We start from the raw sequence: 20,303 nt of genomic DNA, 5'->3' as shown, positions 1-20,303 counted from the left end.
CGTTCTACTCCTGTTCCTGCGATAGGGGGCCCCGATGCTGACCGCGCTATCCATTCGCGACGTGGTGCTGATCGAGGCGCTGGACCTGGAGTTCGGCGAAGGGCTCGGCGTGCTGACCGGCGAGACCGGCGCGGGCAAGTCGATCCTCCTCGATGCGCTGGGGCTGGCCCTGGGCGCGCGCGCCGATAGCGGGCTGGTCCGCAGCGGGGCGGCGCAGGCGGTGGTGGTGGCGAGCTTCGTGCCGCCCGCCGCCGATGGCGAGATCGCCAATCTCTTCACCCAGAACGGCATGGAACTGGAGCCGGGCGAGCCGCTGCTGGTCCGCCGGCTGGTCAAGGCCGATGGCGGCAGCCGCGCCTTCGTCAACGACCAGCCTGCCTCTGCCGGGTTCCTGCGCGAACTGGCGCCGCACCTCGTCGAGATCCACGGGCAGCACGACGATCGCGGGCTGCTGAACCCGCGCGGGCACCGGCTGCTGCTCGATTCCTTCGGACGCTGCGACGTGGGGCCGGTGGCGATCGCCCACCGCGCCTGGCGTGCGGCCGAGGACGCGCTGGCGGTGGCGCGGGCCGAGCAAGACAGCGCCGAACGCGATCGCGAATGGCTGGAGCATGCCGTCACCGAACTCTCGGCGCTGGCGCCGGAGGAGGGCGAGGAGGAGCGGCTCGCCGAACGCCGCGCCTCGATGCAGCGCGGCGAGAAGATCGCGACCGACCTGCAGGGGATCGCCGATCTGCTCGAAGGCTCGGACGGCGGGCTCGCTCGGTTGCGCCAGGCGGCGCGCATCCTGGAGCGCGTGTCGGATGATCACGAAGCGCTGGCCGAGGCGCTCGCGGCGATCGACCGGGCGATCACCGAGGGCAGCGAAGCGCAGGCGCAGGTCGATGCCGCCGCCGAGGCGCTGGCCTTCGATCCCGCCGCGCTGGAAGCGGACGAGGCGCGGCTGTTCGAGCTGCGTGGCCTGGCCCGCAAGCACCGCGTGCAGCCGGACGAGCTGCCAGCGCTGCTCGCCGAGCTTTCCGGCCGGATGGAGCGGCTGACCAGCGGCGGCGCGGGCATCGCCAAATTGGAGAAGGCGGCGGCCCAGGCGCATGCCACTTATCGCGAGGCGGCGCAGACCCTATCCGCCATGCGCACCATGGCAGCGGCGCGGCTCGATGCGGCGGTCGCGACCGAGCTCAAGCCGCTCAAGCTCGATGCCGCGCGCTTCCGCACGGTGGTGGAGCCGCTCGACGAGAATCAGTGGAGCGCCGCCGGCATGGACCGGGTGGAGTTCGAGGTCTCTACCAATCCGGGCGCACCCTTCGCCCCGCTGATGAAGATCGCCAGCGGCGGCGAGCTGTCGCGCTTCATCCTCGCGATGAAGGTGGCGCTGGCGGAAGAGGGCGGCGCGCGGACGCTGATCTTCGACGAGATCGATCGCGGCGTCGGCGGTGCTGTCGCCGATGCGATCGGCGAGCGGCTGGCGCGGCTGGCGCAGGGTTCGCAGCTGCTGGTGGTGACGCACAGCCCGCAGGTCGCGGCGCGCGGGGCGCGGCATCTGCTCATCGCCAAGAGCCATGACGGCATCGTCACCCGCACCGGCGTGACCCCGCTCACCCCCGAGCAGCGGCGCGAGGAGATCGCGCGGATGCTGTCCGGTGCGGAGATCACCCCCGAGGCGCGCGCCCAGGCGGAGCGGCTGCTCGCGGCCTGAACCTGAACGAACGTCTCCGACTTGCGACAATTGGTGACGCAAAATCGCGGGTGGTGGGACAAAATCGCGACATCGGCGTTCCACAACGGCTCTCGACCGCAGGGGCGGTCCAGTCGAATTGAGGAGTATCCGATGAAGAAGTTCATGCTGCTGATCGCAGGCCTGGGTGTCGCCACCGCCGCCGTTCCCGCATCGGCGCAGCCGGGCTGGCAGAACATCAATGCTCGCCAGGATCGCATCGAACAGCGCATCAATCAGGGCATCCGCTCGGGTTCGCTGAGCCGCCGCGAGGCGACGCAGATCCGCAACGAATATCGCGGCCTGGTGCGCCTCGAGGCCCGCTATCACGCCTCGCGCCCCGGCCTGACCATGCAGGAGCGCCGCGACCTCGACCGCCGCTATGACGCGCTGTCGGCCAAGACCCGCTACGAGCGTCACGACCGCAACAACCACCGTCGCTGATCGCGGCGATTGATGAACAAGACGGGCCTCGCCGCATGGCGGGGCCCGTTTCGTATCTGCTGTCTATGCCCTGGGCGGCGAAAGTCGCTGGAGCAGCAGCCGCCACAAGGGAATCGTCGCCAGCGTCATTTGCGAGGCGAAGGGGAATATCAGCGCCATCGCGAAGGCGGACATGGTGCCGAGCAGCGTCGCGATCCCGCGCTGGCGGATCACCCGGCAATGTGCCTTCGCCACCCGCTCGCCGACCACCGGCGGCGAGGTCGCCAGCCGCTGCACCCAGATATTGGCGACCGCGATCAGCATCATCCAGAAGGCATAGAGCGCCGAGGGCACCCGGTGCCCATAATATTCGGACGAGAAGGCGGTGAAGAACGGCATCGCCGCCACCGTGCTGAGCATGAAGAGATTGGGCAGGATCAGCCGGGGCGACCAGTGGCGCGCGCAATCGAAGGCGCGGTGATGCCCGGCCCAGAAGGCGCCGATCACGAAGAACGAGACGAAGAAGCTGAGGAACTCCACCCCCAGCGGTGCCAGCGCGCGCAGGAACGCCGCATCGGTGAAGGGCGGGTGCACCTCCGGCACATGGATCTCGATGATCAGCAGGGTGATCGCAATCGCGAACACCGCGTCCGAGAAGAAGATCAGGCGCTCGATCGCATGGCCGGGCCCATGCGTGTCGGGCGCGTGCGTGGTCTGCATGCCGTGTCCCCCTGGTTGCCCCGGCAGTCAGGATAGCAGGCGATCAGCTCTCCGTCTTGGGCGGCGTGCGGCGGGTGCGCGGCTTGGCGGTCGTGTCGGCCTTCTTGCGGGTGCGGCGCGGCGGGGGTGCCTTGGCGACCTTTGCGGGCTTGGCTTCCGTGGCGGCGGGTGCCGCGACGGGTTCAGCCGCGGCGGCAGGCTTGGCTGCCGTGGGCTTGCGGGTGCGACGGACCGGCGCGGGCTTGGCGGCGGGCGCGGCTTCGGCCGGCGCGGCGGCGGTGGCCGGCTTGCGGATTCGCTTCACCGCCGGCTTGGCAGGCGTTGCCGCCGCTTCGGTCGCGGCCGGTGCAGGCGCGGCTTCGGGCTCGGTCGCCGGCGCCTCCTCAGTCTTGGCGCCATCGCCCTTGATACGATGGGCGAGCGCGACCAGGCCGGAGGCGAGCAGATCGGCGATAACGGGGTGTTTGGCGAGGGCAGTGAGCTGGCGGCGGGCGTCCTTGGGTAGCTTGATGCCGTCGATCACCTTGGGCAGGAATGACGTCTTCTTGCCGTCCTTCTTCGCCTTCTTCTCTTTTTTGCCGGCCATGCCGCACCTCCCTTTCTGGGTGAAGCGGCCAGCTTCCGCCAAGCGATTCGCGCTGTCAACGTTTGGAGGGCAGCGCTCAGTGGTGGGTGGGGCCGTCGGCCTCGAATTCGAAGACGATGTCGAAATCGGTGTCGACCGGCGCGGCGGCGGCACGACGCAGGCGGCGCGGCGGCAACGCGTTCGGGGACGGGTGTCGGCGCGGCGATCGATAGGGCTTGGGCTTCTGCATCACGGGCTCCTTGCGTCTTCCCGGTAGCTACGAACCCCTGCAGATACGCTCAGGTTCCCCGATGCCGGGCGACGAGCCGTTCCAGGTGCCGGTGCAATCGTTCGCTATTGGCCTCCCAGGTGAAAGGGGCGGCGATACGGCGGACATCCTCAGGGGAAGGGGCCGCGGCGAGCAGATCGGCGATGCCGGCGGCCAGCGCCACCGGGGTGCGCTCCACGATCCGGCCAGCGCTGGGCCCGGTCACCACCTGCCGCGCACCGCCCACGTCCGGGATCACGATCGGAGCCCCGCTGGCGAGCGCCTCGAGCCAGGCATTGGCGAGTCCTTCGGAAGACGAGGCGAGCGCCATCACGTCGGCAGCCGCGAGCAGTTCGGCGATCCGGTCCGGGGGCAGGGGGCCGCAGAGGCGGATGCGGTCGCCGCAGCCGAGCGCGGCGATGCGCGCGGCAAGCCGCTCCGCTTCCGGTCCCTGGCCGGCAATGGCGAGGTGGACGCCGGGCAGGCTCGCGACCGCGTCGATCAGCAGGTCGTGCCCCTTGAGCGGGATCAGCGCGCCGACCGAGGCGACCAGCGGTCCGTCAATCCCGAGCGCCTGCTTGGCGGCGGCGCGATCGCGCGGGGCGAAGCGGGCGAGGTCGACCCCGGTGACGATGCAGTCGGTGCGCTCGGCCGGCATGCCGAGCGCGATCATGTCGTCGCGCAGCGCCAGCGATACCGAGAGCAGGCCGTCGGCTGCCTGACCTGCGCGCACGATCTGGCGGGCGATGGCGGGGCGGCGGGTCCATTGGTGGATGTCGGACCCGCGTGCCTTGATCGAGACCGGCACGTCGAAGGTCTTGCCGAGCGCGACGGCGGCGGGGCCGTCCGGAAAGAAGAATTCGGCGCTGATCACGTCGAAGGGGAAGCTGCGGCGCAGCTCGGCCAGCATCGGGCGGAGCGCGCGGGCGAGCATCGCGGCGTGGAAGCGGCCGCCGGTGCCGGGGAGGTTGAGGAAACGCGGGCGATGAACGGTCAGGCCGTTCCAGTCTTCGCGCGGGGGCTGAGCGGCGAGCGCGGCATAGCGCGGGTGGCGATCGAGCGGGAAGGGAGGGAGCCCGCGCGGGGCGACCATCCGGACCTCCACCCCGTCTCGCGCCGCCAGCGCCCGGGTTTGGCGCTCGACGAAGATGCCGAAATTCGGGCGCGCGGCGTCCGGGAACAGGGTAGAGAGAACGAGGACGCGAAGCATGTCCCGGGGTGTCTACCACCCCGGGGTTAATGCTTCAGCGCATCAGCGGCAGTTGCTGCCGCCCTTTTCGATCGCGCGGCCGGCCAGTGCGCCGGCGACGCCGCCGAGCAGGGTGCCCGTCATGCGGTCACCATCGGTATCGATGGTGCGGCCAAGCAGCGCGCCGCCGACCGCACCGACCACGGTGCCGGTGGTGCCGTCGGGCTTGCGGCAATAGCGGCGGCCGTCGCGGCCGCGCCACTCGCGATAGGCATAGCGGCGATTGTCGTCGCGGTAGCGGCGGTCGTCGCGATAGCGGCGGTCGTCATGGCCGCGATAATAGCGGTCTTGGCCGATCGACGCCTTGGCCTCTGCCTGGGTGGCGGGCAGCACGACCGCGGCGGGAATGGCGAGCGCGGCGGCGCTGAGCGAAAGCAGAAGGGTACGCATGGGATACTCCCCGAGTTGTTGTTGATGAAGCGAACGTGCGGGGTTTAACTGCGGTTGCATGAACCCAATACTACGTCGCGTTCAGGCAGGAGGCAGGCAGTTGGACGAGGCGCGGGCGATCATCGAGCGACTGGGGCTGGCGGCGCATCCCGAGGGCGGCTGGTACCGCGAGACGTGGCGAGCCCCCGCCGAAGGGGAAAGCCGCTCGCGGGGCACCGGAATCCTCTTTCTGCTCGAGGCGGGGCAGCGCTCGCACTGGCACCGGGTGGACGCCGATGAATTGTGGCTGTGGCACGCCGGATCGCCGCTCGAGCTGCTGGTCGAAGGCGCGGATGGGGCAATCGAGCGCATCGTGCTCGGCGGCGACGTGCTGGCCGGGCAGGTGCCGCAGGCCCGTGTGCCGACCGGACGCTGGCAGGCGACCGAGGCGTCGCAGGGTTGGGGTCTGGTGAGCTGCGTGGTGGTGCCGGGCTTTGACTTTGCCGGGTTCGAGCTGGCCGCGCCCGGCTGGGTGCCGCCGGGTCTCTGACCGCGGGTTATCCCCGTTATCCACAGTATCAACAGCCGTTGCCGCTTGGTGCGACTCGCCGTGGGTGAGACCATCGACCCTGCAGGAAGGCTGGTGGCGCGGAGGGAAACCAAGGCAAAATCAGCAGCTTGCAAGCCGGTGTCGGCGCTGGTGCCTTCGGGAAACCGCGCGACCCGGCAGGTGCGCGACGATCGCCCCTCCCGGTGGCGGTTCGCGTGCCGATCCGGTGAGCGTCCCCCTGCCGGGGCGCTTGCTGCAGGCCGCCGACGGGCCAGGCGATGCGCTTCGGCGCACCACCCGACCGGCCGGCGACATGGGGGGCTGGCGGCAATGCCGGCCCCCCTTTAGCTTCCGGCCCGCAGACCGAGGTATAGCCCCGATTGGCAAGCGCCCGGCGCGCGCGCATAGCGGCCCCCACACGGATCGGGAGCATCGGCTTGGGACGGATTTTCGAACGGTTCGCGCAGAGCGTCGCGGCATGGGCGGGGCGCCCGCCGGCCTTCGTCTTCGCCTTCCTGATCATCATCGTCTGGGGCTTCAGCGGGCCGGTGTTCCACTGGTCGGATACCTGGCAGCTGGTGATCAACACCGGCACCACCATCGTCACCTTCCTGATGGTGTTCCTGATCCAGAACGCGCAGAATCGCGACGCCGCCGCGCTGCAGGCAAAGCTGGACGAAGTGATCCGCGCGATCGCCGAGGCCCGCAACGAGTTCATCGGCATCGAGCATCTCAGCGAGAAGCAGCTGCTCGACATCCGCGACCGGCTGGAGCGCGAGTTCGGCGAGGCCGATCCGGCGCGGCACGAATCGATCGAGAAGGTGCTCTCGCGCCGCTGAGCGGGGTCAGCGCACCTGCCGGCGGATTGCGGCGAGGCGCGCGAGGGCGGCGGGAATCACAGGGCCGCCGCAATTGACGAGACTTCGCGAAAACTGCGCTTGGGTGACCTTCAGGCCGGTCTCGTCGATGGCGCGCTTGCGCAGGATCGCGGCGCGCGAATCGCTGTCGTGGCCGACGCCTTCCGGGGCGAGCATCACGCGCGGCGGGTCGGCGATCACGCGCTCCATCGGTAGGTGGCCGGTATGGGTGAGGCCGTAGTGCGCGGCCTGGTTGGAGAAGCCGGCGGTGGTCATCAGGTCGTCGAGCAGCGTCTTGCCGCCGGTGACGAGGTTGCCGCCGATCCAGAGTAGGGCGGGGGCCTTGGGGCCGCTCCAGCGGGCGGCGTCTACGGCAGCGTCGATGCGCGCGTTGAGTGCGGCGCCCTTGGCCGGTTCGCCCACGGCCGCGGCGAGTTCGGTCACCTGCGCCTTGCTGTCGGCGATCGAGGGCGGGATGCCGAGGTACAGCACCTTCAGCCCGGCGCGGGCAAAGGCCTCGCGGGTGGAGGGCGCGGTGAAGCTGGTGGCCACCACCAGATCGGGCTTGAGGCCGATGACCTCCTCGGCAGTGCCATCGTTGCCGCGGAAGCGGCGGGCGACCTCGAGCGGAATCGAGGTGGAGTCCGCGCGCTGCGAGTAATGGCTGATCGCGGCGATCCGCGACGGCGCCACCAGCTCCAGCAGCGTCGCATCGGCGCAGGGGTTCATCGAGACGATGCCCCCGCCGCCGGTGGAAGGCGGCGCCGCACAGCCCGCGAGCCCCAGGCAGGCGAGCCCAAGGCAGGCGAGGAACGCGGCGCCGAACCTCACTGGAAGCGCACCCGCACGCCGCCAAAGGCAGCGCGGCCATAGGTGCCGTAGCCGGTGATCTGCTGGTAGCGCACATCGCCGATATTATCGACGCGGCCATAGACCGAAAGCAGCTTCGTCACCGGCATCTCCGCGCGCACGCTGGCAAGGGCATAGCCGTCGATCGGGGTGGTGTTGCCGACATCGTTGAAGCTGTCGCCCACCATCGTCACCGTGCCGCCGATCGCCAGCCCGAAGGGGAAGCGATAGTCGGCCGACACATTGGCGGTGTCGCGCGGGCGGCGCGGCAGGTCGTTGCCGAGATAGCCGGCGCTGCGGTTCTCCGAGAAGACATGGGTGACGTTCGCGCGCACCGTCAGCGCGGTGACCGGCTGGAGCATCGCCTCGAGCTCCACCCCCTCAGCGCGGGTCTTGTTGAGGTTGTAGTAGGTCGAGGTATCGAAATTATAGTCGATCTGGTTGTCCGAATCGCGGTGGAACCAGGTGGCGCCCAGCGCGACCTTGCCGCCCGCCAGCGTCTGCCGCACCCCTGCCTCGTAGCTTCTCGCGGTCTCCGGGCGGAGGGCGCGATCGCCATAGGCGCTGTAGAGCTGGTAGAGCGTCGGCGCCTTGAAGCCCTCGCCGAAGCTGGCGTGGAGCACCGTGCTGGCGGTGGCGCGCACCGCGAGGTCGCCGTTCCAGGTCCAGTGGCCGCCGAAGGTATCGTGATCGTCATGGCGGACGCCGCCGGTCAGCGTCACCGGGGCGATCGGCGTGACGATCGCCTGGCCGTAGAAGCTGGTGATCCCCACCGAGTACCGCCCGGCGCTGCCGAAGCCCTCGTCATAGCGGATGCGGCTCTGCTCATGCTCGGCGCCGAACACGAGGCGGAGCTGCTCGGCCAGCGTCGCGTCGCCCTGATAGGTGTAGCGCTCGGCGCGGCCCCGGTAGCGATAGGCGATCGACGAGTCGTCGTTATAGCCGTCGCGGTGGATGTCGGAGAGGGTGAAGCCCAGCCGGTTGTGCAGTCTGCCGCCGAACGCCTCGTTCTTCAGCCCGGCATAGCCGTAGATCTCCTGCGTCTTGGCGTACTCATTCGTGTCGCCGAAGTCGTAGGTCGGGGGCGCATAGCCGTCGAGATCGACCTTGCTGTCGGCATAATAGCCGCGCAGGTCGAGCGCGAGGCCGGGGGCCAGCTGCACCTCGACATTGCCGGTCGCACCGAGCTGGCGATAGCCGTCCGCCTCCCTGCCGTTCGCCGCCGCGGAGATGCCGTCGGTGGTGAGATAGCCCGCGGTGAGCCCCGCGGTGATCCGGTCGTTGCCCCCGGCGATCGCGGCGTTGCCGTTAAACGTGCCGAACGATCCGCCCTCGGCATTGCCGCGGACATGGAGCCCCTGCGCGCCCTGCAGCGTGGTGACGTTGACCACGCCGCCGATCGCCTGGCTGCCCCAGATCACCGAGTTCGGCCCGCGCAGCACCTCGACACGCTCCACCGAGCCAGCGAGCAGGCTAGCGAAGTTGTACGCGCCGCCCGTCGCGGAGGGATCGCCCACGCGGATGCCATCGATCAGCACCAGCGTCTGGTCGCTCTGCGCGCCGCGGATGCTGAGTGCCGTCGCGGTGCCGAGCCCGCCATTGCGGACGACGCTGACGCCGGCCGTGGTGGCGAGCAGGTCCGAGAGCGCGACGGTCTGGCGCTGCTCGATCTCTTCGCGGTCGATGGTGGTGATCGAACGCCCCACCGTATCGGCGCGCTGGGCGACGCCGCTGGCGACGACGACGATACGGTCGTCGTCGGGATCGGCATGGGCGGCCAGCGGCGCAAGCGCGGCGGTGGCGAACAGGGAAAGCTTGAAGACGTTCATTACAGACACCCGGGATGGGGAGCGTGATGCTCCCGCATGGTTTGGTGTCGCTCACACGGGGATTTCAGCCCCGCTCACCCGGTGCACCCCGCCCGCGTGAAGGAATCGACCGTAGCGGGCAGGTCTCCTGGCTCCCGGGTCGTCGCAGGCGCGCCGCCTTCCCGGAAGCATGCGGCTCCAGTGGCAGATTGGCACGCCGGCTCACCGGCTACAGTTGCGGGGGCAGCGCCGGACTTCGGACCGGCTTCCCTTTTCACCCTCCCGTCTGCGGGAGGGCACCCGTTACCCGGCGGCCTTTAGCGGCAAGCGGGGCAGGGCGGCAACCCACCGTGGAATCACCACAATACGCCGGCCTTGTCGGGCGTCGCCGGTTCGGGAGCAGGGTCGCCGATCGATTGCAGCAGGTCGATCTCGATCGTGCGGCACATTGCGTTGAGCGGCAGGTCGTGCACGGTGTTGGCGAAGGGATCGACCAGGTCGTCGCCGATCGCGAGCACGGCTAGGAACATCAGTCCCGCCACGGTCGAGCCCAGCGGGGTCGCCACCCCCAGCGTCTCGACGAGCCCGATCGGCAGCAGCACGCAGAAGATATGGGTGAACACCGTCGGCACGAAGCGGAATTGCATCGGCAGGGGCGTGTTCTTCAGCCGCTCCATGCCGCCCTGGGCATTGGCGATGTCGATCAGCACGCGCTCCATCGAGTTCTGCTGCATCGAATCGATCCAGCCCTTCGATCGGGCGATCTCGATCCTTCGGCCGGTGCCGTCGACGATGCCGTTGGCGATGTTGGTGCGGGCCAGCGCATAGTCCGCCTCACCACGCGAGAGGAAGCGCAGCACTTCCTGGTCGGCGGGCTGGCGGCGTAGCTGGCAGCGCAGCGCATTCACATAGGCGATCTGGCGCAGCACGATGGTGCGCTTGAGGTCCACCGCCTCGCCCTCGGGCAGATAGTTGCGCGCCATCCGCGCGAGGTTGCGGCTGGCGTTGATCATCAGCCCCCACAGGCCGCGGCCCTCCCACCAGCGCTGATAGGCCGAGTTGGAGCGGAAGCCGAGGAACAGTCCCAACACCGTTCCGAACAGCGTCAGCGGCAGCGAGGGCGCGCGAAAGGGCAGCACGAAGTAGATGATGGTGACGACCACGTCCCAGAGGAACAGCAGCGCCAGCGGCATCCAGATCTCGCGCAGGACCTGCTTGGCGCGGGGAGCGGTGGTGACGATCATGGGCGGACTATACGCGCGAAAACCTTTGCGGGTCCGGTCAGCCGTCGTTCCGGTCGGGTGCCGGGCTGGACGCATGGGACATGGCCGCGGCCGTGCCGCTGGCGGGACGCAGGTGGAACCATTCGGGGCGATCGATCGCGATCAGGAAGGCGAGCGTTCCCAGCCCGAACAACAGCAGGGCGATCGAGCTTCGCAGGCGTTCCATGCGGCGGGTGCGTTCATCCTGGTGCATCGTGGGAGTCCTTTTGAGCGTGAGGCACGAAAGCTAAGGGCCGAATTTAACCGGCAAATGGATGGTGCGTAACGTAAGTTTGCGCGCCGCACCAATCGCGCTGCGCCGCACCAATCCATCGACGAAACGTGCCGAACGAAAGTACTCCAGGCTCTTCCAATTCTAACTTATGATGCTAACTCAAATACATATGCTCCTCGTTTCGGAACGCCACCGGGGGCGGGGCGTTCGGTCCCGGAAACGAGGAGGTCTGTATGATGAAGAAGCACCTGTTGATCTTGAGCGCTGCCCCGATCTTCGCGCTCGCTGCCTGCGGCGGCAACAGCAATGGCGGCACCGACGCCATGAATAGCGGCGACACCGTCACCAACGTTCCCGCCGGCGAGACGATGGGCGATAATATGGGCACGATGAACGGCATGGACGGCAACGCCATGACGGCCGCGCCGATGACCGGCCAGGATTTCGCCAATACGGTCGCGGCGAGCGACGCCTATGAGATCGCCGCCGGCAAGCTCGCCCAGCAAAAGGCGACGGCCGCCGACCTGAAGAGCTTCGGCAAGCAGATGGTCGACGACCACACCAAGTCCACCGCGATGCTGAAGACCGCAGCGGGCAAGGCCAGCCCGGCGATCACCCCGGCGCCGGCAATGACCGACGAGCAGCAGGCGAACCTGAAGACGCTCGAATCGGCGACCGGCACCCAATTCGACACGGCGTACAAGAGCCAGCAGGTGGTCGCGCACCAGAAGGCGCTCGCTGCGGTGCAGGCCTATGCCAAGGGCGGCGACGTGGCGCAGCTGCGCGACTTCGCGAAGGATGCGGCGCCCGTGATCTCCAAGCACTACGACATGATCAAGGGCATGTGAGTCCCGGAGGAAGGGGCTTCAGGCCGCTTCCTCGCTCGCCTTGACCAGCACCGGCGGCGCGACCGTGGCGGTCGTGCCGCCGATATGCTTGAGCCGGCCGTCGATATGGCCGCCCTGTTCGACCATGATCGTCTCATATTCGACGTCGCCGGTGACCCGCGCAGTGCGCTCGATGGTGAGCTGGCGGGCGCGCACCGATCCTTCGACCGACCCGGCGAGCCGCGCGTCCTCGGCCTCGACTCGGCCGAAAATCTGGCTTTCGGCGCCCTGCACCAGGCTGCCGCAGCGAACATCGCCCTCGATCCGGCCGTCGATATGCAGATCCGAGGTGGCGACGAGATTGCCGGTGATGACGATGTCGGCCCCGAGCACCGAGAACTGCCCGCGCCGCGCATTGGCCTGCGCGGTGCTCCCGCCGGACGCTGCGCGATCCTCCCGATTGCGATTGCCGTTGAACATGCGCCACATCCCCATGTTGAACCAATTCGGCACGCGGGCTAGCACAGCTGCCGCCGGGGAGCAGCCCCTGGAAAGGGTTAACGCCGGTGCTGCGGCGGCCCGAGGGCGGCGGAGTTGACCGGATGGCCCCGCATCGGTATAGGCCGCCCGGTTCCGGGTAGGGCGATTCCTGCCTTGGGTACAAAGAGCTGAACGTTGCTGGAGACGCAATCGCCCGGGGGGCTGAGGCCTTCGGGGCTTTTTCGTATTCTGTCCAACAGGGCTCCAGCAAAGTAACCATCTGAAAGGTGAAGGGCTTCATGCCGACGATTAACCAGCTGGTCCGCAAGGGCCGCGAACCGCAGAAGGCCAAGTCCAAGGTCCCTGCGATGGAACAGAACCCGCAGAAGCGCGGTGTCTGCACCCGCGTGTACACGACGACCCCGAAGAAGCCGAACTCGGCACTCCGCAAGGTGGCCAAGGTTCGCCTGACCAACAGCCGCGAAGTCATCAGCTACATTCCGGGTGAAGGCCACAACCTGCAGGAGCACTCGGTGGTGCTCATCCGCGGCGGCCGTGTGCGCGATCTTCCCGGCGTCCGCTACCACGTCCTTCGCGGCGTGCTCGATACGCAGGGCGTCAAGGATCGTAAGCAGAGCCGTTCGAAGTACGGCGCGAAGCGTCCGAAGTAATCAGGCCATAGTAAGCCCCGGACGTGTTCCGGATCGGCTGAAGTTCAGAAGGAATTATGTGAGATGGCACGTCGTCGTCGTCCCGAAAAGCGGGAAATCCTGCCCGATCCCGTCTATGGTGATCAGGTTCTGTCGAAGTTCATGAATTCGGTCATGCTGGACGGCAAGAAGGCAGTCGCGGAAGCGATCGTCTATGGCGCCCTGCAGACCGTCGAGCAGCGCGCGAAGCGCGAGCCGATCGGCGTGTTCCATGACGCGCTGAACAACGTGAAGCCCGGCATCGAAGTCCGCAGCCGCCGCGTCGGCGGTGCGACCTACCAGGTTCCGGTCGAAGTCCGTCCGGAGCGTGCGCAGGCGCTCGCGATCCGCTGGCTGATCACCTCGGCCCGCAACCGCAGCGAGCACACCATGGCCGCCCGTCTTTCGGGTGAGCTGATGGATGCGGCGAACAACCGCGGCAATGCGGTGAAGAAGCGCGAAGACACGCACCGCATGGCGGAAGCGAACCGCGCCTTCAGCCACTACCGCTGGTAACTTTCGTACCTACATATTGGGGAGCTGGACGGTCCGGCTCCCCAAATTTTCAAGGAAACCACGATCATGGCCCGCAGCCATCCGCTCGAGCGTTACCGCAACATCGGCATCATGGCCCATATCGACGCCGGTAAGACGACCACGACCGAGCGTATCCTTTATTACACCGGCAAGTCCTACAAGATCGGCGAAGTGCACGAAGGCACCGCGACGATGGACTGGATGGAGCAGGAGCAGGAGCGCGGGATCACGATCACGTCTGCTGCTACCACGTGCTTCTGGCGCGCTGCCGACGGCAAGGGCGAAGAGCACCGCATCAACATCATCGACACCCCCGGCCACGTCGACTTCACCATCGAAGTCGAGCGTTCGCTGCGCGTGCTCGATGGCGCGGTTGCGTGCTTCGACGGCGTTGCCGGCGTTGAGCCGCAGTCGGAAACCGTGTGGCGCCAGGCCGATAAGTACGGCGTGCCGCGCATGTGCTTCATCAACAAGCTCGATCGCACCGGCGCCGACTTCTATTTCTGCGTCAACTCGATCGTCGATCGCCTGGGCGCGCGTCCGGCGGTGCTGTATCTCCCGATCGGCATCGAGGGCGGCTTCAAGGGTCTCGTCGACCTGGTCGAGAACCGTGCGATCATCTGGCTCGAAGAGAGCCTGGGCGCGAAGTTCGAATATCAGGAAATCCCGGCCGATCTGGCCGAGAAGGCCGCGAAGTATCGCAGCGACCTGATCGAGATGGCCGTCGAGCTCGACGACGAGCTGATGGAAGCCTATCTCGAAGGCAACGAGCCGAGCGTCGCCGACCTCAAGCGTCTGATCCGCAAGGGCACGCTCGAGATGGCGTTCGTTCCGGTCGTCTGCGGTTCGGCGTTCAAGAACAAGGGCGTGCAGCCCCTGCTCGACTCGGTGATCGACTATCTGCCGAGCCCGCTCGACGTTCCGGCGATCAAGGGCGTGAAGCTCGACGGCGAGACGCCGGACGAGCGTCCGTCCTCGGATACCGAGCCGTTCGCGGCGCTGGCGTTCAAGATCATGAACGACCCGTTCGTCGGCACCCTGACCTTCGCGCGCATCTATTCGGGCAAGCTCGAAGCGGCCACCACCGTGATGAACTCGGTGAAGGACAAGAAGGAAAAGGTCGGCCGCATGCTGCTGATGCATGCGAACAGCCGTGAGGACATCCAGGAAGCCTATGCGGGCGACATCGTCGCGCTCGCCGGCCTCAAGGATACCACGACCGGTGACACGCTCTGCGCGCAGAACGCCCCGATCATCCTCGAGCGGATGGAGTTCCCCGAGCCCGTGATCGAGCTGTCGGTGGAGCCGAAGACCAAGGCGGACCAGGAAAAGATGGGCGTCGCGCTCAATCGCCTTGCCCGCGAGGACCCGTCGTTCCGCGTCTCGTCCGACTCGGAGAGCGGCCAGACCATCATCAAGGGCATGGGCGAGCTCCATCTCGAGATCCTGGTCGACCGCATGAAGCGCGAGTTCAAGGTCGAGGCCAATGTCGGCGCGCCGCAGGTGGCGTATCGCGAATATCTCGCGAAGCCGGTCGACATCGACTATACGCACAAGAAGCAGTCGGGCGGCACCGGCCAGTTCGGTCGCGTCAAGGTCAAGCTGACGCCGGGCGAGCGCGGTTCGGGCTTCGTCTTCAAGGACGAGATCAAGGGCGGTAACATTCCGAAGGAATATATCCCCGCGATCGAAAAGGGCTTCCGCGAGACGGCAGCCACAGGCTCGCTGGTCGGCTTCCCGATCATCGACTTCGAAGTGCTGCTGTATGACGGTGCGTACCACGACGTCGACTCGTCGGCGCTGGCCTTCGAAATCACCGCCCGTGCAGCGATGCGCGAAGCGGCGCAGAAGTCCGGCATCAAGCTGCTCGAGCCGATCATGAAGGTCGAAGTCGTCACCCCGGAGGACTATCTGGGCGACGTCATCGGCGACATGAACAGCCGTCGTGGCCAGATCCAGGGCACGGACACCCGCGGTAACGCGCAGGCCGTCACTGCCATGGTGCCGCTGGCGAACATGTTCGGCTATGTGAACGCGCTCCGCTCGTTCACCCAGGGCCGCGCGCAGTACACGATGCAGTTCTCGCACTATGACGAAGTGCCCGCCAACGTCGCCGACGAAGTGAAGGCAAAGCTGGCGTAATCGGAAAACAGCCGCTATGGGGCCGCGTTCTCGCGAGTCCCCATGCGGCACGGGAAATTGAATCAGAAGGTAGGAAGACAATGGCGAAGGCAAAGTTCGATCGGAGCAAACCGCACCTCAACATCGGCACCATCGGTCACGTCGACCATGGCAAGACGTCGCTGACGGCTGCGATCACCAAGATCCTCGCGGAGAACGTTGCGGGTAACGCTGCGGTCGATTTCGCGAACATCGACAAGGCGCCGGAAGAGCGCGAGCGCGGCATCACCATCTCGACCGCGCACGTCGAGTATGAGACCAACAGCCGTCACTACGCGCACGTCGACTGCCCGGGTCACGCCGACTATGTGAAGAACATGATCACCGGCGCGGCGCAGATGGACGGCGCGATCCTGGTGGTGGCAGCGACCGACGGTCCGATGCCGCAGACCAAGGAGCACATCCTCCTGGCCCGTCAGGTCGGCGTGCCGACCATGGTCGTGTTCCTCAACAAGGTCGACCTGGTCGACGACGAGGAAATCCTCGAGCTCGTCGAGATGGAAATCCGCGAAGAGCTGTCGCGTCGTGAGTTCGACGGCGACAACATTCCGATCATCCGTGGTTCGGCGACCGCCGCCCTCTCGGGTTCGGACGACAAGCTCGGCAAGGAAGCGATCCTGGCCCTCATGGCAGCGGTCGACGAGTCGATCCCGCAGCCGGAGCGTCCGCTCGACAAGCCGTTCATGATGCCGATCGAAGACGTGTTCTCGATCTCGGGTCGCGGCACCGTGGTGACCGGCCGTGTCGAAACCGGCATCATCAAGGTTGGTGAAGAAGTCGAGATCGTCGGCATTCACGACACCCGCAAGACCACCGTCACGGGCGTCGAAATGTTCCGCAAGCTGCTCGACCAGGGCCAGGCCGGCGACAACGTCGGTGCGCTGCTGCGCGGCGTCGCTCGCGACGAAGTGGAGCGTGGTCAGGTTCTGGCGAAGCCGGGCTCGATCAAGCCGCACACCGAGTTCAAGTCGGAAGTGTACGTCCTGTCGAAGGACGAGGGTGGCCGTCACACGCCGTTCTTCGCGAACTATCGTCCGCAGTTCTACTTCCGTACCACGGACGTGACCGGCACCGTCGAGCTGCCCGAGGGCACCGAGATGGTGATGCCGGGCGACAACATCGCCCTGGGCGTCAAGCTGATCGCGCCGATCGCTATGGACGTCGGCCAGCGCTTCACCATCCGTGAGGGCGGTCGTACCGTCGGCGCGGGCGTGGTTGCCTCGATCGACAAGTAAGCATCTCGCCGGCTCCGGCCGGCAGGTGACTGCAAAAAGGTTCCGCCCGGCACTCGAAAATGAGTGTCGGGCGGTTGCCTTTTTATAGAAGGGCCGTTAAAGGCGCGCCCTTCGAGTTTTGAGTTCAACAGCAAGAGGCGGCCATCCAGCCGCCGTTCCGGTTCAACCGGCGCCGCCCGAATCGCTCCAGCAGCGGATGGGGCAGGGGCCGGGGCTTCGCCGGGATGGCAATTGGGTGCGTTGCCCCGCTCTTTCGCATCGGTAGGACCATGGAAACGCAGAATATCCGCATTCGCCTCAAGGCGTTCGATCACCGCGTGCTCGATCAGGCTGCCGGCGACATTGCCGACACCGCCCGCCGTACCGGCGCGCTCATCCGTGGCCCCATCCCGCTCCCGACTCACATCGACAAGTTCACGGTCAACCGTGGCCCGCACATCGATAAGAAGTCGCGCGAGCAGTTCGAGACGCGCACCTACAAGCGCATGCTCGACATCGTTCAGCCGACCCCGCAGACCGTGGACGCGCTCATGAAGCTCGACCTGGCCGCCGGCGTCGACGTCGAGATCAAGCTGGCCTGAGCCGGCTCCGGCCCCCGCGTTTCGCGGGGGCTTTTGGCGTTCACCCTTTAATGCGGTGGACATGGAAGCGTAGCTGACGTAAAGGCGCCGCTTCCTCGAGATTCGCGGCTCCATGCTTGGAGTCGTCATCCTCCTCGACCGGATCGTTTCCCGATCCAACGCAAGGAGTGGCGGGCCGGATCGGCCCGCAGCGACAAGGGATACCGCCGGCGGCTTTCGAGTGGCCGGGCCTGCGTCCCCCGTCTCTCCCGCCGCAAGGCGGGGGTTCAGCCCGGACGGGGGCTTCGCAGTAAAAACTCTAGGGCTGAACACGCACCCGCGGGAATGGTCCCGGGGGTGCCTCTGTAATAGGAGCAACAGGCCGATGCGCACTGGCGTTATCGCGAAGAAGATGGGGATGACCCGCCTGTTCCAGGACGACGGCCGGCACGTGCCGGTGACCGTTCTGGCACTGGAAGGCGTCCAGGTGGTGGCACAGCGCACCACCGACAAGGATGGCTATGTGGCCGTTCAGGTCGGCGCCGGCACGGCGAAGGCAAAGAACGTCGCCAAGCCGCAGCGCGGCCACTTCGGCAAGGCCGAAGTCGAGCCGAAGGCGATCCTCTGCGAATTTCGCGTCGAGGAAGATGGCCTGCTGGACGTGGGCGCCGAAATCTCGGCCGACCATTTCGTCGCAGGCCAGCTGGTCGACGTGTCGGGCCGTACCCAGGGTAAGGGTTTCGCCGGCGCCATGAAGCGTTGGGGCTTCGGCGGCCTGCGCGCCACCCACGGCGTTTCCGTCTCGCACCGTTCGCACGGTTCGACCGGTAACCGCCAGGATCCGGGTCGCGTCTTCAAGAACAAGAAGATGGCCGGTCACATGGGCGACCGCAATCGCACCCAGCAGAATCTGGAAGTGGTCGGCACCGATGCCGAGCGCGGCCTGATCTTCGTCAAGGGTTCGGTTCCGGGCTCGAAGGGTGGCTGGCTGATCGTGAAGGACGCCGTCAAGGTCGCCCGTCACGCCGAAGCGCCGTACCCCGCCGGTCTGAAGACCGTCGCGAACAGCAACGAGGCTCCCGCCGAAGCGCCCGCAGTGGCGGCTCCGGAAGCCACCGAAGGCCAGGAGGTCTAAGTGAAGGTCAAGGTTCAAACCCTCGACGCCGCCGAGAAGGGCGATATCGAGCTCAACGACGAGATCTTCGGTCTCGATCCGCGCGCCGACATCCTGCACCGCGTCGTCACCTGGCAGCTCGAGAAGCGTCGCGGCACTGCCCGCGGCACCCGCGAGCGTTCGGACGTTGCGCGTACGGGCAAGAAGTGGGGTCGCCAGAAGGGTGGCGGCACTGCACGTCACGGCGATCGCCGCGCTCCGGTGTTCATCGGTGGTGGTAAGGCGCACGGCGCCCGCGTCCGCGACTTCAATCCGTCGCTGAACAAGAAGATCCGCACGCTGGGCCTGAAGATGGCACTGTCGAGCCACGCCAAGGCTGGTTCGCTGATCGTCATGGACAGCCTGGTCGTCGAGAACGGCAAGACCAAGGTGCTCGTGGGCAACCTGGAAAAGCTGGGCTTCGGCAAGAAGGCGCTTGTGATCGACGGTGACACCGTCGAGACCACGTTCGCGCTGGCGGCAGGCAATCTGCACCAGGTGAACGTGCTGCCGGCGATCGGCGCCAACGTCTACGACATCCTGAAGAGCGACACGCTGGTCCTGACCCGCGCTGCCGTCGAGAAGCTGGAGGCGCGCTTCAATGGCTAAGCAGTCAAAGCCGGTCGACATCCGTCACTACGACGTGGTGCTCGCCCCGCACATCACCGAAAAGTCGACGCTCGTCTCCGAGGCGAACGCCGTGGTCTTCAAGGTCGCCAACGACGCGACCAAGCCGGAGATCAAGGCTGCCGTCGAGGCGCTGTTCAACGTCAAGGTCACCGGCGTGAACACCCTCGTCCAGAAGGGCAAGACCAAGAAGTGGAAGGGCGCGCCCTACCGCCGTTCGGACTTTAAGAAAGCGGTCGTGACGCTCGCCCAGGGCGAACAGATCGACGTGACCACGGGGATCTGAGACCATGGCGCTCAAGAACTATAATCCGACGTCGCCGGGCGTCCGCGGGCTGATCCTGATCGACCGCTCGCAGCTCTTCAAGGGTCGCCCCGTCAAGGCGCTGACCGAAGGCAAGACGAAGACCGGCGGCCGCAACAACAAGGGCCATGTCACTTCGCGTGGCATCGGCGGCGGTCACAAGCAGCGCTATCGCATCGTCGATTTCAAGCGTCGCCTGTGGGACGTCGAAGGCACCGTCGAGCGGATCGAGTATGACCCGAACCGCACCGCCTTCATCGCGCTGATCAACTACGGCGCCGACGAAGCCGGCAAGGATCGCGTTGCCTACATCATCGCTCCGCAGCGTCTCGCTGTCGGCGACAAGGTGATCGCGGGCAAGAAGACCGACGTGAAGCCGGGCAACGCCATGGAACTGGGCCAGATCCCGGTCGGCACCATCGTCCACAATGTGGAGATGAAGCCGGGCAAGGGCGGTCAGATCGCCCGTTCGGCCGGTGCGTACGTCCAGGTCGTCGGTCGTGACCGCGGCATGGTGATCGTGCGTCTGGGCTCGGGTGAGCAGCGCTACATCCACGCCGCCTGCATGGCGACCGTGGGTGCGGTGTCGAACCCCGACAACCAGAACCAGAACTTCGGCAAGGCCGGTCGTAGCCGCTGGCAGGGTTCGCGTCCGCTTACCCGCGGTGTCGCGAAGAACCCGGTCGACCACCCGCACGGCGGTGGTGAAGGCCGTACCTCGGGCGGCCGTCACCCGGTTACCCCGTGGGGCAAGCCGACCAAGGGTGCGCGCACCCGCCACAACAAGGCGACGGACAAGATGATCATCCGTTCGCGTCACGCGAAGAAGAAGGGCTGATAG

At 67.0% G+C, this 20,303-nt stretch carries 24 protein-coding genes and 1 riboswitch; of the genes, 14 read left to right on the top strand and 10 right to left on the bottom strand.

Going from position 1 to position 20,303, the window contains the following annotated elements:
• The first annotated feature begins 34 nt into the window (after positions 1 to 34).
• Together recN and BM009_RS05110 are read left to right on the top strand one after the other, a co-directional pair.
• On the top strand, positions 35 to 1,696 hold the full coding sequence (recN, locus tag BM009_RS05115) for a DNA repair protein RecN (protein WP_093294294.1): 1,662 nt from the start codon (positions 35 to 37) through the stop codon (positions 1,694 to 1,696).
• A gap of 132 nt (positions 1,697 to 1,828) precedes the next feature.
• On the top strand, positions 1,829 to 2,158 hold the full coding sequence (locus tag BM009_RS05110; RefSeq protein ID WP_093294293.1) for a hypothetical protein: 330 nt from the start codon (positions 1,829 to 1,831) through the stop codon (positions 2,156 to 2,158).
• Positions 2,159 to 2,221: 63 nt separating this feature from the next.
• Here BM009_RS05110 and BM009_RS05105 read toward each other — a convergent pair whose 3' ends face one another.
• The 5 genes from BM009_RS05105 to BM009_RS05090 all read right to left on the bottom strand — a co-directional run bounded on the left by BM009_RS05105 (position 2,222) and on the right by BM009_RS05090 (position 5,329).
• On the bottom strand, positions 2,222 to 2,857 hold the full coding sequence (locus tag BM009_RS05105; RefSeq protein WP_093294291.1) for a TMEM175 family protein: 636 nt from the start codon (positions 2,855 to 2,857) through the stop codon (positions 2,222 to 2,224).
• A gap of 43 nt (positions 2,858 to 2,900) precedes the next feature.
• Positions 2,901 to 3,443: a hypothetical protein gene (locus BM009_RS05100; protein ID WP_093294290.1), complete on the bottom strand. Its 543-nt coding sequence runs from the start codon at positions 3,441 to 3,443 to the stop codon at positions 2,901 to 2,903.
• Between the two features lie 76 nt (positions 3,444 to 3,519).
• The gene (locus tag BM009_RS22515; protein WP_175487892.1) at positions 3,520 to 3,672 is read right to left on the bottom strand and encodes a hypothetical protein; all 153 of its coding nucleotides are present in this window, start codon (positions 3,670 to 3,672) and stop codon (positions 3,520 to 3,522) included.
• A 49-nt stretch (positions 3,673 to 3,721) separates the two neighbouring features.
• The gene (locus BM009_RS05095; RefSeq protein WP_093294288.1) at positions 3,722 to 4,900 is read right to left on the bottom strand and encodes a glycosyltransferase; all 1,179 of its coding nucleotides are present in this window, start codon (positions 4,898 to 4,900) and stop codon (positions 3,722 to 3,724) included.
• A gap of 42 nt (positions 4,901 to 4,942) precedes the next feature.
• The gene (locus tag BM009_RS05090) at positions 4,943 to 5,329 is read right to left on the bottom strand and encodes a glycine zipper 2TM domain-containing protein (protein WP_093294287.1); all 387 of its coding nucleotides are present in this window, start codon (positions 5,327 to 5,329) and stop codon (positions 4,943 to 4,945) included.
• A 58-nt stretch (positions 5,330 to 5,387) separates the two neighbouring features.
• On the opposite strand from BM009_RS05090, the gene BM009_RS05085 reads away from it, so the two are divergent.
• Both BM009_RS05085 and BM009_RS05080 read left to right on the top strand, forming a co-directional pair.
• Positions 5,388 to 5,858, top strand: coding sequence for a cupin domain-containing protein (locus BM009_RS05085; protein WP_093294285.1), 471 nt, complete (start codon positions 5,388 to 5,390; stop codon positions 5,856 to 5,858).
• A 437-nt stretch (positions 5,859 to 6,295) separates the two neighbouring features.
• On the top strand, positions 6,296 to 6,697 hold the full coding sequence (locus BM009_RS05080; RefSeq protein WP_093294284.1) for a low affinity iron permease family protein: 402 nt from the start codon (positions 6,296 to 6,298) through the stop codon (positions 6,695 to 6,697).
• A gap of 6 nt (positions 6,698 to 6,703) precedes the next feature.
• Here BM009_RS05080 and BM009_RS05075 read toward each other — a convergent pair whose 3' ends face one another.
• The 4 genes from BM009_RS05075 to BM009_RS05060 all read right to left on the bottom strand — a co-directional run bounded on the left by BM009_RS05075 (position 6,704) and on the right by BM009_RS05060 (position 10,848).
• Complete coding sequence (locus BM009_RS05075) at positions 6,704 to 7,546, bottom strand: ABC transporter substrate-binding protein (RefSeq protein ID WP_093294282.1); 843 nt, start codon at positions 7,544 to 7,546, stop codon at positions 6,704 to 6,706.
• A complete protein-coding gene (locus BM009_RS05070) occupies positions 7,543 to 9,393 on the bottom strand; it encodes a TonB-dependent receptor plug domain-containing protein (RefSeq protein ID WP_093294281.1) in 1,851 nt (616 codons plus the stop codon). Before BM009_RS05070 ends, BM009_RS05075 begins: the two co-directional genes overlap by 4 nt.
• A 99-nt stretch (positions 9,394 to 9,492) precedes the next feature.
• Positions 9,493 to 9,691, bottom strand: a riboswitch (cobalamin riboswitch).
• A 37-nt stretch (positions 9,692 to 9,728) separates the two neighbouring features.
• On the bottom strand, positions 9,729 to 10,616 hold the full coding sequence (locus BM009_RS05065) for a bestrophin family protein (protein WP_093294279.1): 888 nt from the start codon (positions 10,614 to 10,616) through the stop codon (positions 9,729 to 9,731).
• Positions 10,617 to 10,653: 37 nt separating this feature from the next.
• Entirely contained in the window at positions 10,654 to 10,848 is a 195-nt protein-coding gene (locus BM009_RS05060; RefSeq protein ID WP_093294278.1) for a hypothetical protein, read from the bottom strand.
• A gap of 254 nt (positions 10,849 to 11,102) precedes the next feature.
• Between BM009_RS05060 and BM009_RS05055 the strand changes: the two genes are divergently transcribed.
• Complete coding sequence (locus tag BM009_RS05055; protein ID WP_093294276.1) at positions 11,103 to 11,717, top strand: DUF4142 domain-containing protein; 615 nt, start codon at positions 11,103 to 11,105, stop codon at positions 11,715 to 11,717.
• An 18-nt stretch (positions 11,718 to 11,735) separates the two neighbouring features.
• Here the strand turns inward: BM009_RS05055 and BM009_RS05050 are convergent, their stop codons facing one another.
• Positions 11,736 to 12,176: a bactofilin family protein gene (locus tag BM009_RS05050; RefSeq protein ID WP_093294650.1), complete on the bottom strand. Its 441-nt coding sequence runs from the start codon at positions 12,174 to 12,176 to the stop codon at positions 11,736 to 11,738.
• A gap of 299 nt (positions 12,177 to 12,475) precedes the next feature.
• On the opposite strand from BM009_RS05050, the gene rpsL reads away from it, so the two are divergent.
• The 9 genes from rpsL (at position 12,476) to rplB (ending at position 20,300) form a co-directional block, all read left to right on the top strand.
• Positions 12,476 to 12,847 (top strand): 30S ribosomal protein S12, encoded by a 372-nt coding sequence (rpsL, locus tag BM009_RS05045; RefSeq protein WP_010545715.1) that lies wholly within the window; start codon positions 12,476 to 12,478, stop codon positions 12,845 to 12,847.
• Positions 12,848 to 12,910: 63 nt separating this feature from the next.
• Positions 12,911 to 13,381: a 30S ribosomal protein S7 gene (gene rpsG, locus BM009_RS05040; RefSeq protein ID WP_064313343.1), complete on the top strand. Its 471-nt coding sequence runs from the start codon at positions 12,911 to 12,913 to the stop codon at positions 13,379 to 13,381.
• Between the two features lie 66 nt (positions 13,382 to 13,447).
• Positions 13,448 to 15,544 carry an elongation factor G gene (gene fusA, locus BM009_RS05035; protein ID WP_064313342.1) on the top strand — a complete coding sequence of 699 codons (2,097 nt, stop codon included), beginning with the start codon at positions 13,448 to 13,450 and terminating at the stop codon, positions 15,542 to 15,544.
• Between the two features lie 80 nt (positions 15,545 to 15,624).
• Entirely contained in the window at positions 15,625 to 16,818 is a 1,194-nt protein-coding gene (tuf, locus tag BM009_RS05030) for an elongation factor Tu (RefSeq protein ID WP_093294275.1), read from the top strand.
• Positions 16,819 to 17,087: 269 nt separating this feature from the next.
• Complete coding sequence (rpsJ, locus tag BM009_RS05025) at positions 17,088 to 17,399, top strand: 30S ribosomal protein S10 (protein ID WP_010545719.1); 312 nt, start codon at positions 17,088 to 17,090, stop codon at positions 17,397 to 17,399.
• Positions 17,400 to 17,763: 364 nt separating this feature from the next.
• Positions 17,764 to 18,513, top strand: coding sequence for a 50S ribosomal protein L3 (gene rplC, locus BM009_RS05020; protein ID WP_093294273.1), 750 nt, complete (start codon positions 17,764 to 17,766; stop codon positions 18,511 to 18,513).
• Positions 18,514 to 19,140: a 50S ribosomal protein L4 gene (gene rplD, locus BM009_RS05015; RefSeq protein ID WP_093294271.1), complete on the top strand. Its 627-nt coding sequence runs from the start codon at positions 18,514 to 18,516 to the stop codon at positions 19,138 to 19,140.
• Positions 19,133 to 19,444, top strand: coding sequence for a 50S ribosomal protein L23 (locus BM009_RS05010; RefSeq protein WP_010545722.1), 312 nt, complete (start codon positions 19,133 to 19,135; stop codon positions 19,442 to 19,444). The genes rplD and BM009_RS05010 overlap by 8 nt, the downstream gene beginning before the upstream one ends.
• A 4-nt stretch (positions 19,445 to 19,448) precedes the next feature.
• Complete coding sequence (gene rplB / locus BM009_RS05005) at positions 19,449 to 20,300, top strand: 50S ribosomal protein L2 (RefSeq protein ID WP_093294269.1); 852 nt, start codon at positions 19,449 to 19,451, stop codon at positions 20,298 to 20,300.
• Positions 20,301 to 20,303 lie beyond the last annotated feature (3 nt).

The organism is Sphingomonas sp. NFR04, from assembly GCF_900114095.1.
Lineage (GTDB): Bacteria > Pseudomonadota > Alphaproteobacteria > Sphingomonadales > Sphingomonadaceae > Sphingomonas.
The sequence above is the reverse complement of the archived record's forward strand: the minus strand, read 5'-3'. Positions and strand labels throughout refer to the sequence as shown.

Coding starts and splice junctions, on each gene's coding strand:
- recN (WP_093294294.1), top strand. CDS start 35: ATGCTGACCGCGCTATCCATTCGCGACGTGGTGCTGATCGAGGCGCTG.
- BM009_RS05110 (WP_093294293.1), top strand. CDS start 1,829: ATGAAGAAGTTCATGCTGCTGATCGCAGGCCTGGGTGTCGCCACCGCC.
- BM009_RS05105 (WP_093294291.1), bottom strand. CDS start 2,857: ATGCAGACCACGCACGCGCCCGACACGCATGGGCCCGGCCATGCGATC.
- BM009_RS05100 (WP_093294290.1), bottom strand. CDS start 3,443: ATGGCCGGCAAAAAAGAGAAGAAGGCGAAGAAGGACGGCAAGAAGACG.
- BM009_RS22515 (WP_175487892.1), bottom strand. CDS start 3,672: ATGCAGAAGCCCAAGCCCTATCGATCGCCGCGCCGACACCCGTCCCCG.
- BM009_RS05095 (WP_093294288.1), bottom strand. CDS start 4,900: ATGCTTCGCGTCCTCGTTCTCTCTACCCTGTTCCCGGACGCCGCGCGC.
- BM009_RS05090 (WP_093294287.1), bottom strand. CDS start 5,329: ATGCGTACCCTTCTGCTTTCGCTCAGCGCCGCCGCGCTCGCCATTCCC.
- BM009_RS05085 (WP_093294285.1), top strand. CDS start 5,388: ATGAACCCAATACTACGTCGCGTTCAGGCAGGAGGCAGGCAGTTGGAC.
- BM009_RS05070 (WP_093294281.1), bottom strand. CDS start 9,393: ATGAACGTCTTCAAGCTTTCCCTGTTCGCCACCGCCGCGCTTGCGCCG.
- BM009_RS05065 (WP_093294279.1), bottom strand. CDS start 10,616: ATGATCGTCACCACCGCTCCCCGCGCCAAGCAGGTCCTGCGCGAGATC.
- BM009_RS05060 (WP_093294278.1), bottom strand. CDS start 10,848: ATGCACCAGGATGAACGCACCCGCCGCATGGAACGCCTGCGAAGCTCG.
- BM009_RS05055 (WP_093294276.1), top strand. CDS start 11,103: ATGATGAAGAAGCACCTGTTGATCTTGAGCGCTGCCCCGATCTTCGCG.
- BM009_RS05050 (WP_093294650.1), bottom strand. CDS start 12,176: ATGTTCAACGGCAATCGCAATCGGGAGGATCGCGCAGCGTCCGGCGGG.
- rpsL (WP_010545715.1), top strand. CDS start 12,476: ATGCCGACGATTAACCAGCTGGTCCGCAAGGGCCGCGAACCGCAGAAG.
- rpsG (WP_064313343.1), top strand. CDS start 12,911: ATGGCACGTCGTCGTCGTCCCGAAAAGCGGGAAATCCTGCCCGATCCC.
- fusA (WP_064313342.1), top strand. CDS start 13,448: ATGGCCCGCAGCCATCCGCTCGAGCGTTACCGCAACATCGGCATCATG.
- tuf (WP_093294275.1), top strand. CDS start 15,625: ATGGCGAAGGCAAAGTTCGATCGGAGCAAACCGCACCTCAACATCGGC.
- rpsJ (WP_010545719.1), top strand. CDS start 17,088: ATGGAAACGCAGAATATCCGCATTCGCCTCAAGGCGTTCGATCACCGC.
- rplC (WP_093294273.1), top strand. CDS start 17,764: ATGCGCACTGGCGTTATCGCGAAGAAGATGGGGATGACCCGCCTGTTC.
- BM009_RS05010 (WP_010545722.1), top strand. CDS start 19,133: ATGGCTAAGCAGTCAAAGCCGGTCGACATCCGTCACTACGACGTGGTG.
- rplB (WP_093294269.1), top strand. CDS start 19,449: ATGGCGCTCAAGAACTATAATCCGACGTCGCCGGGCGTCCGCGGGCTG.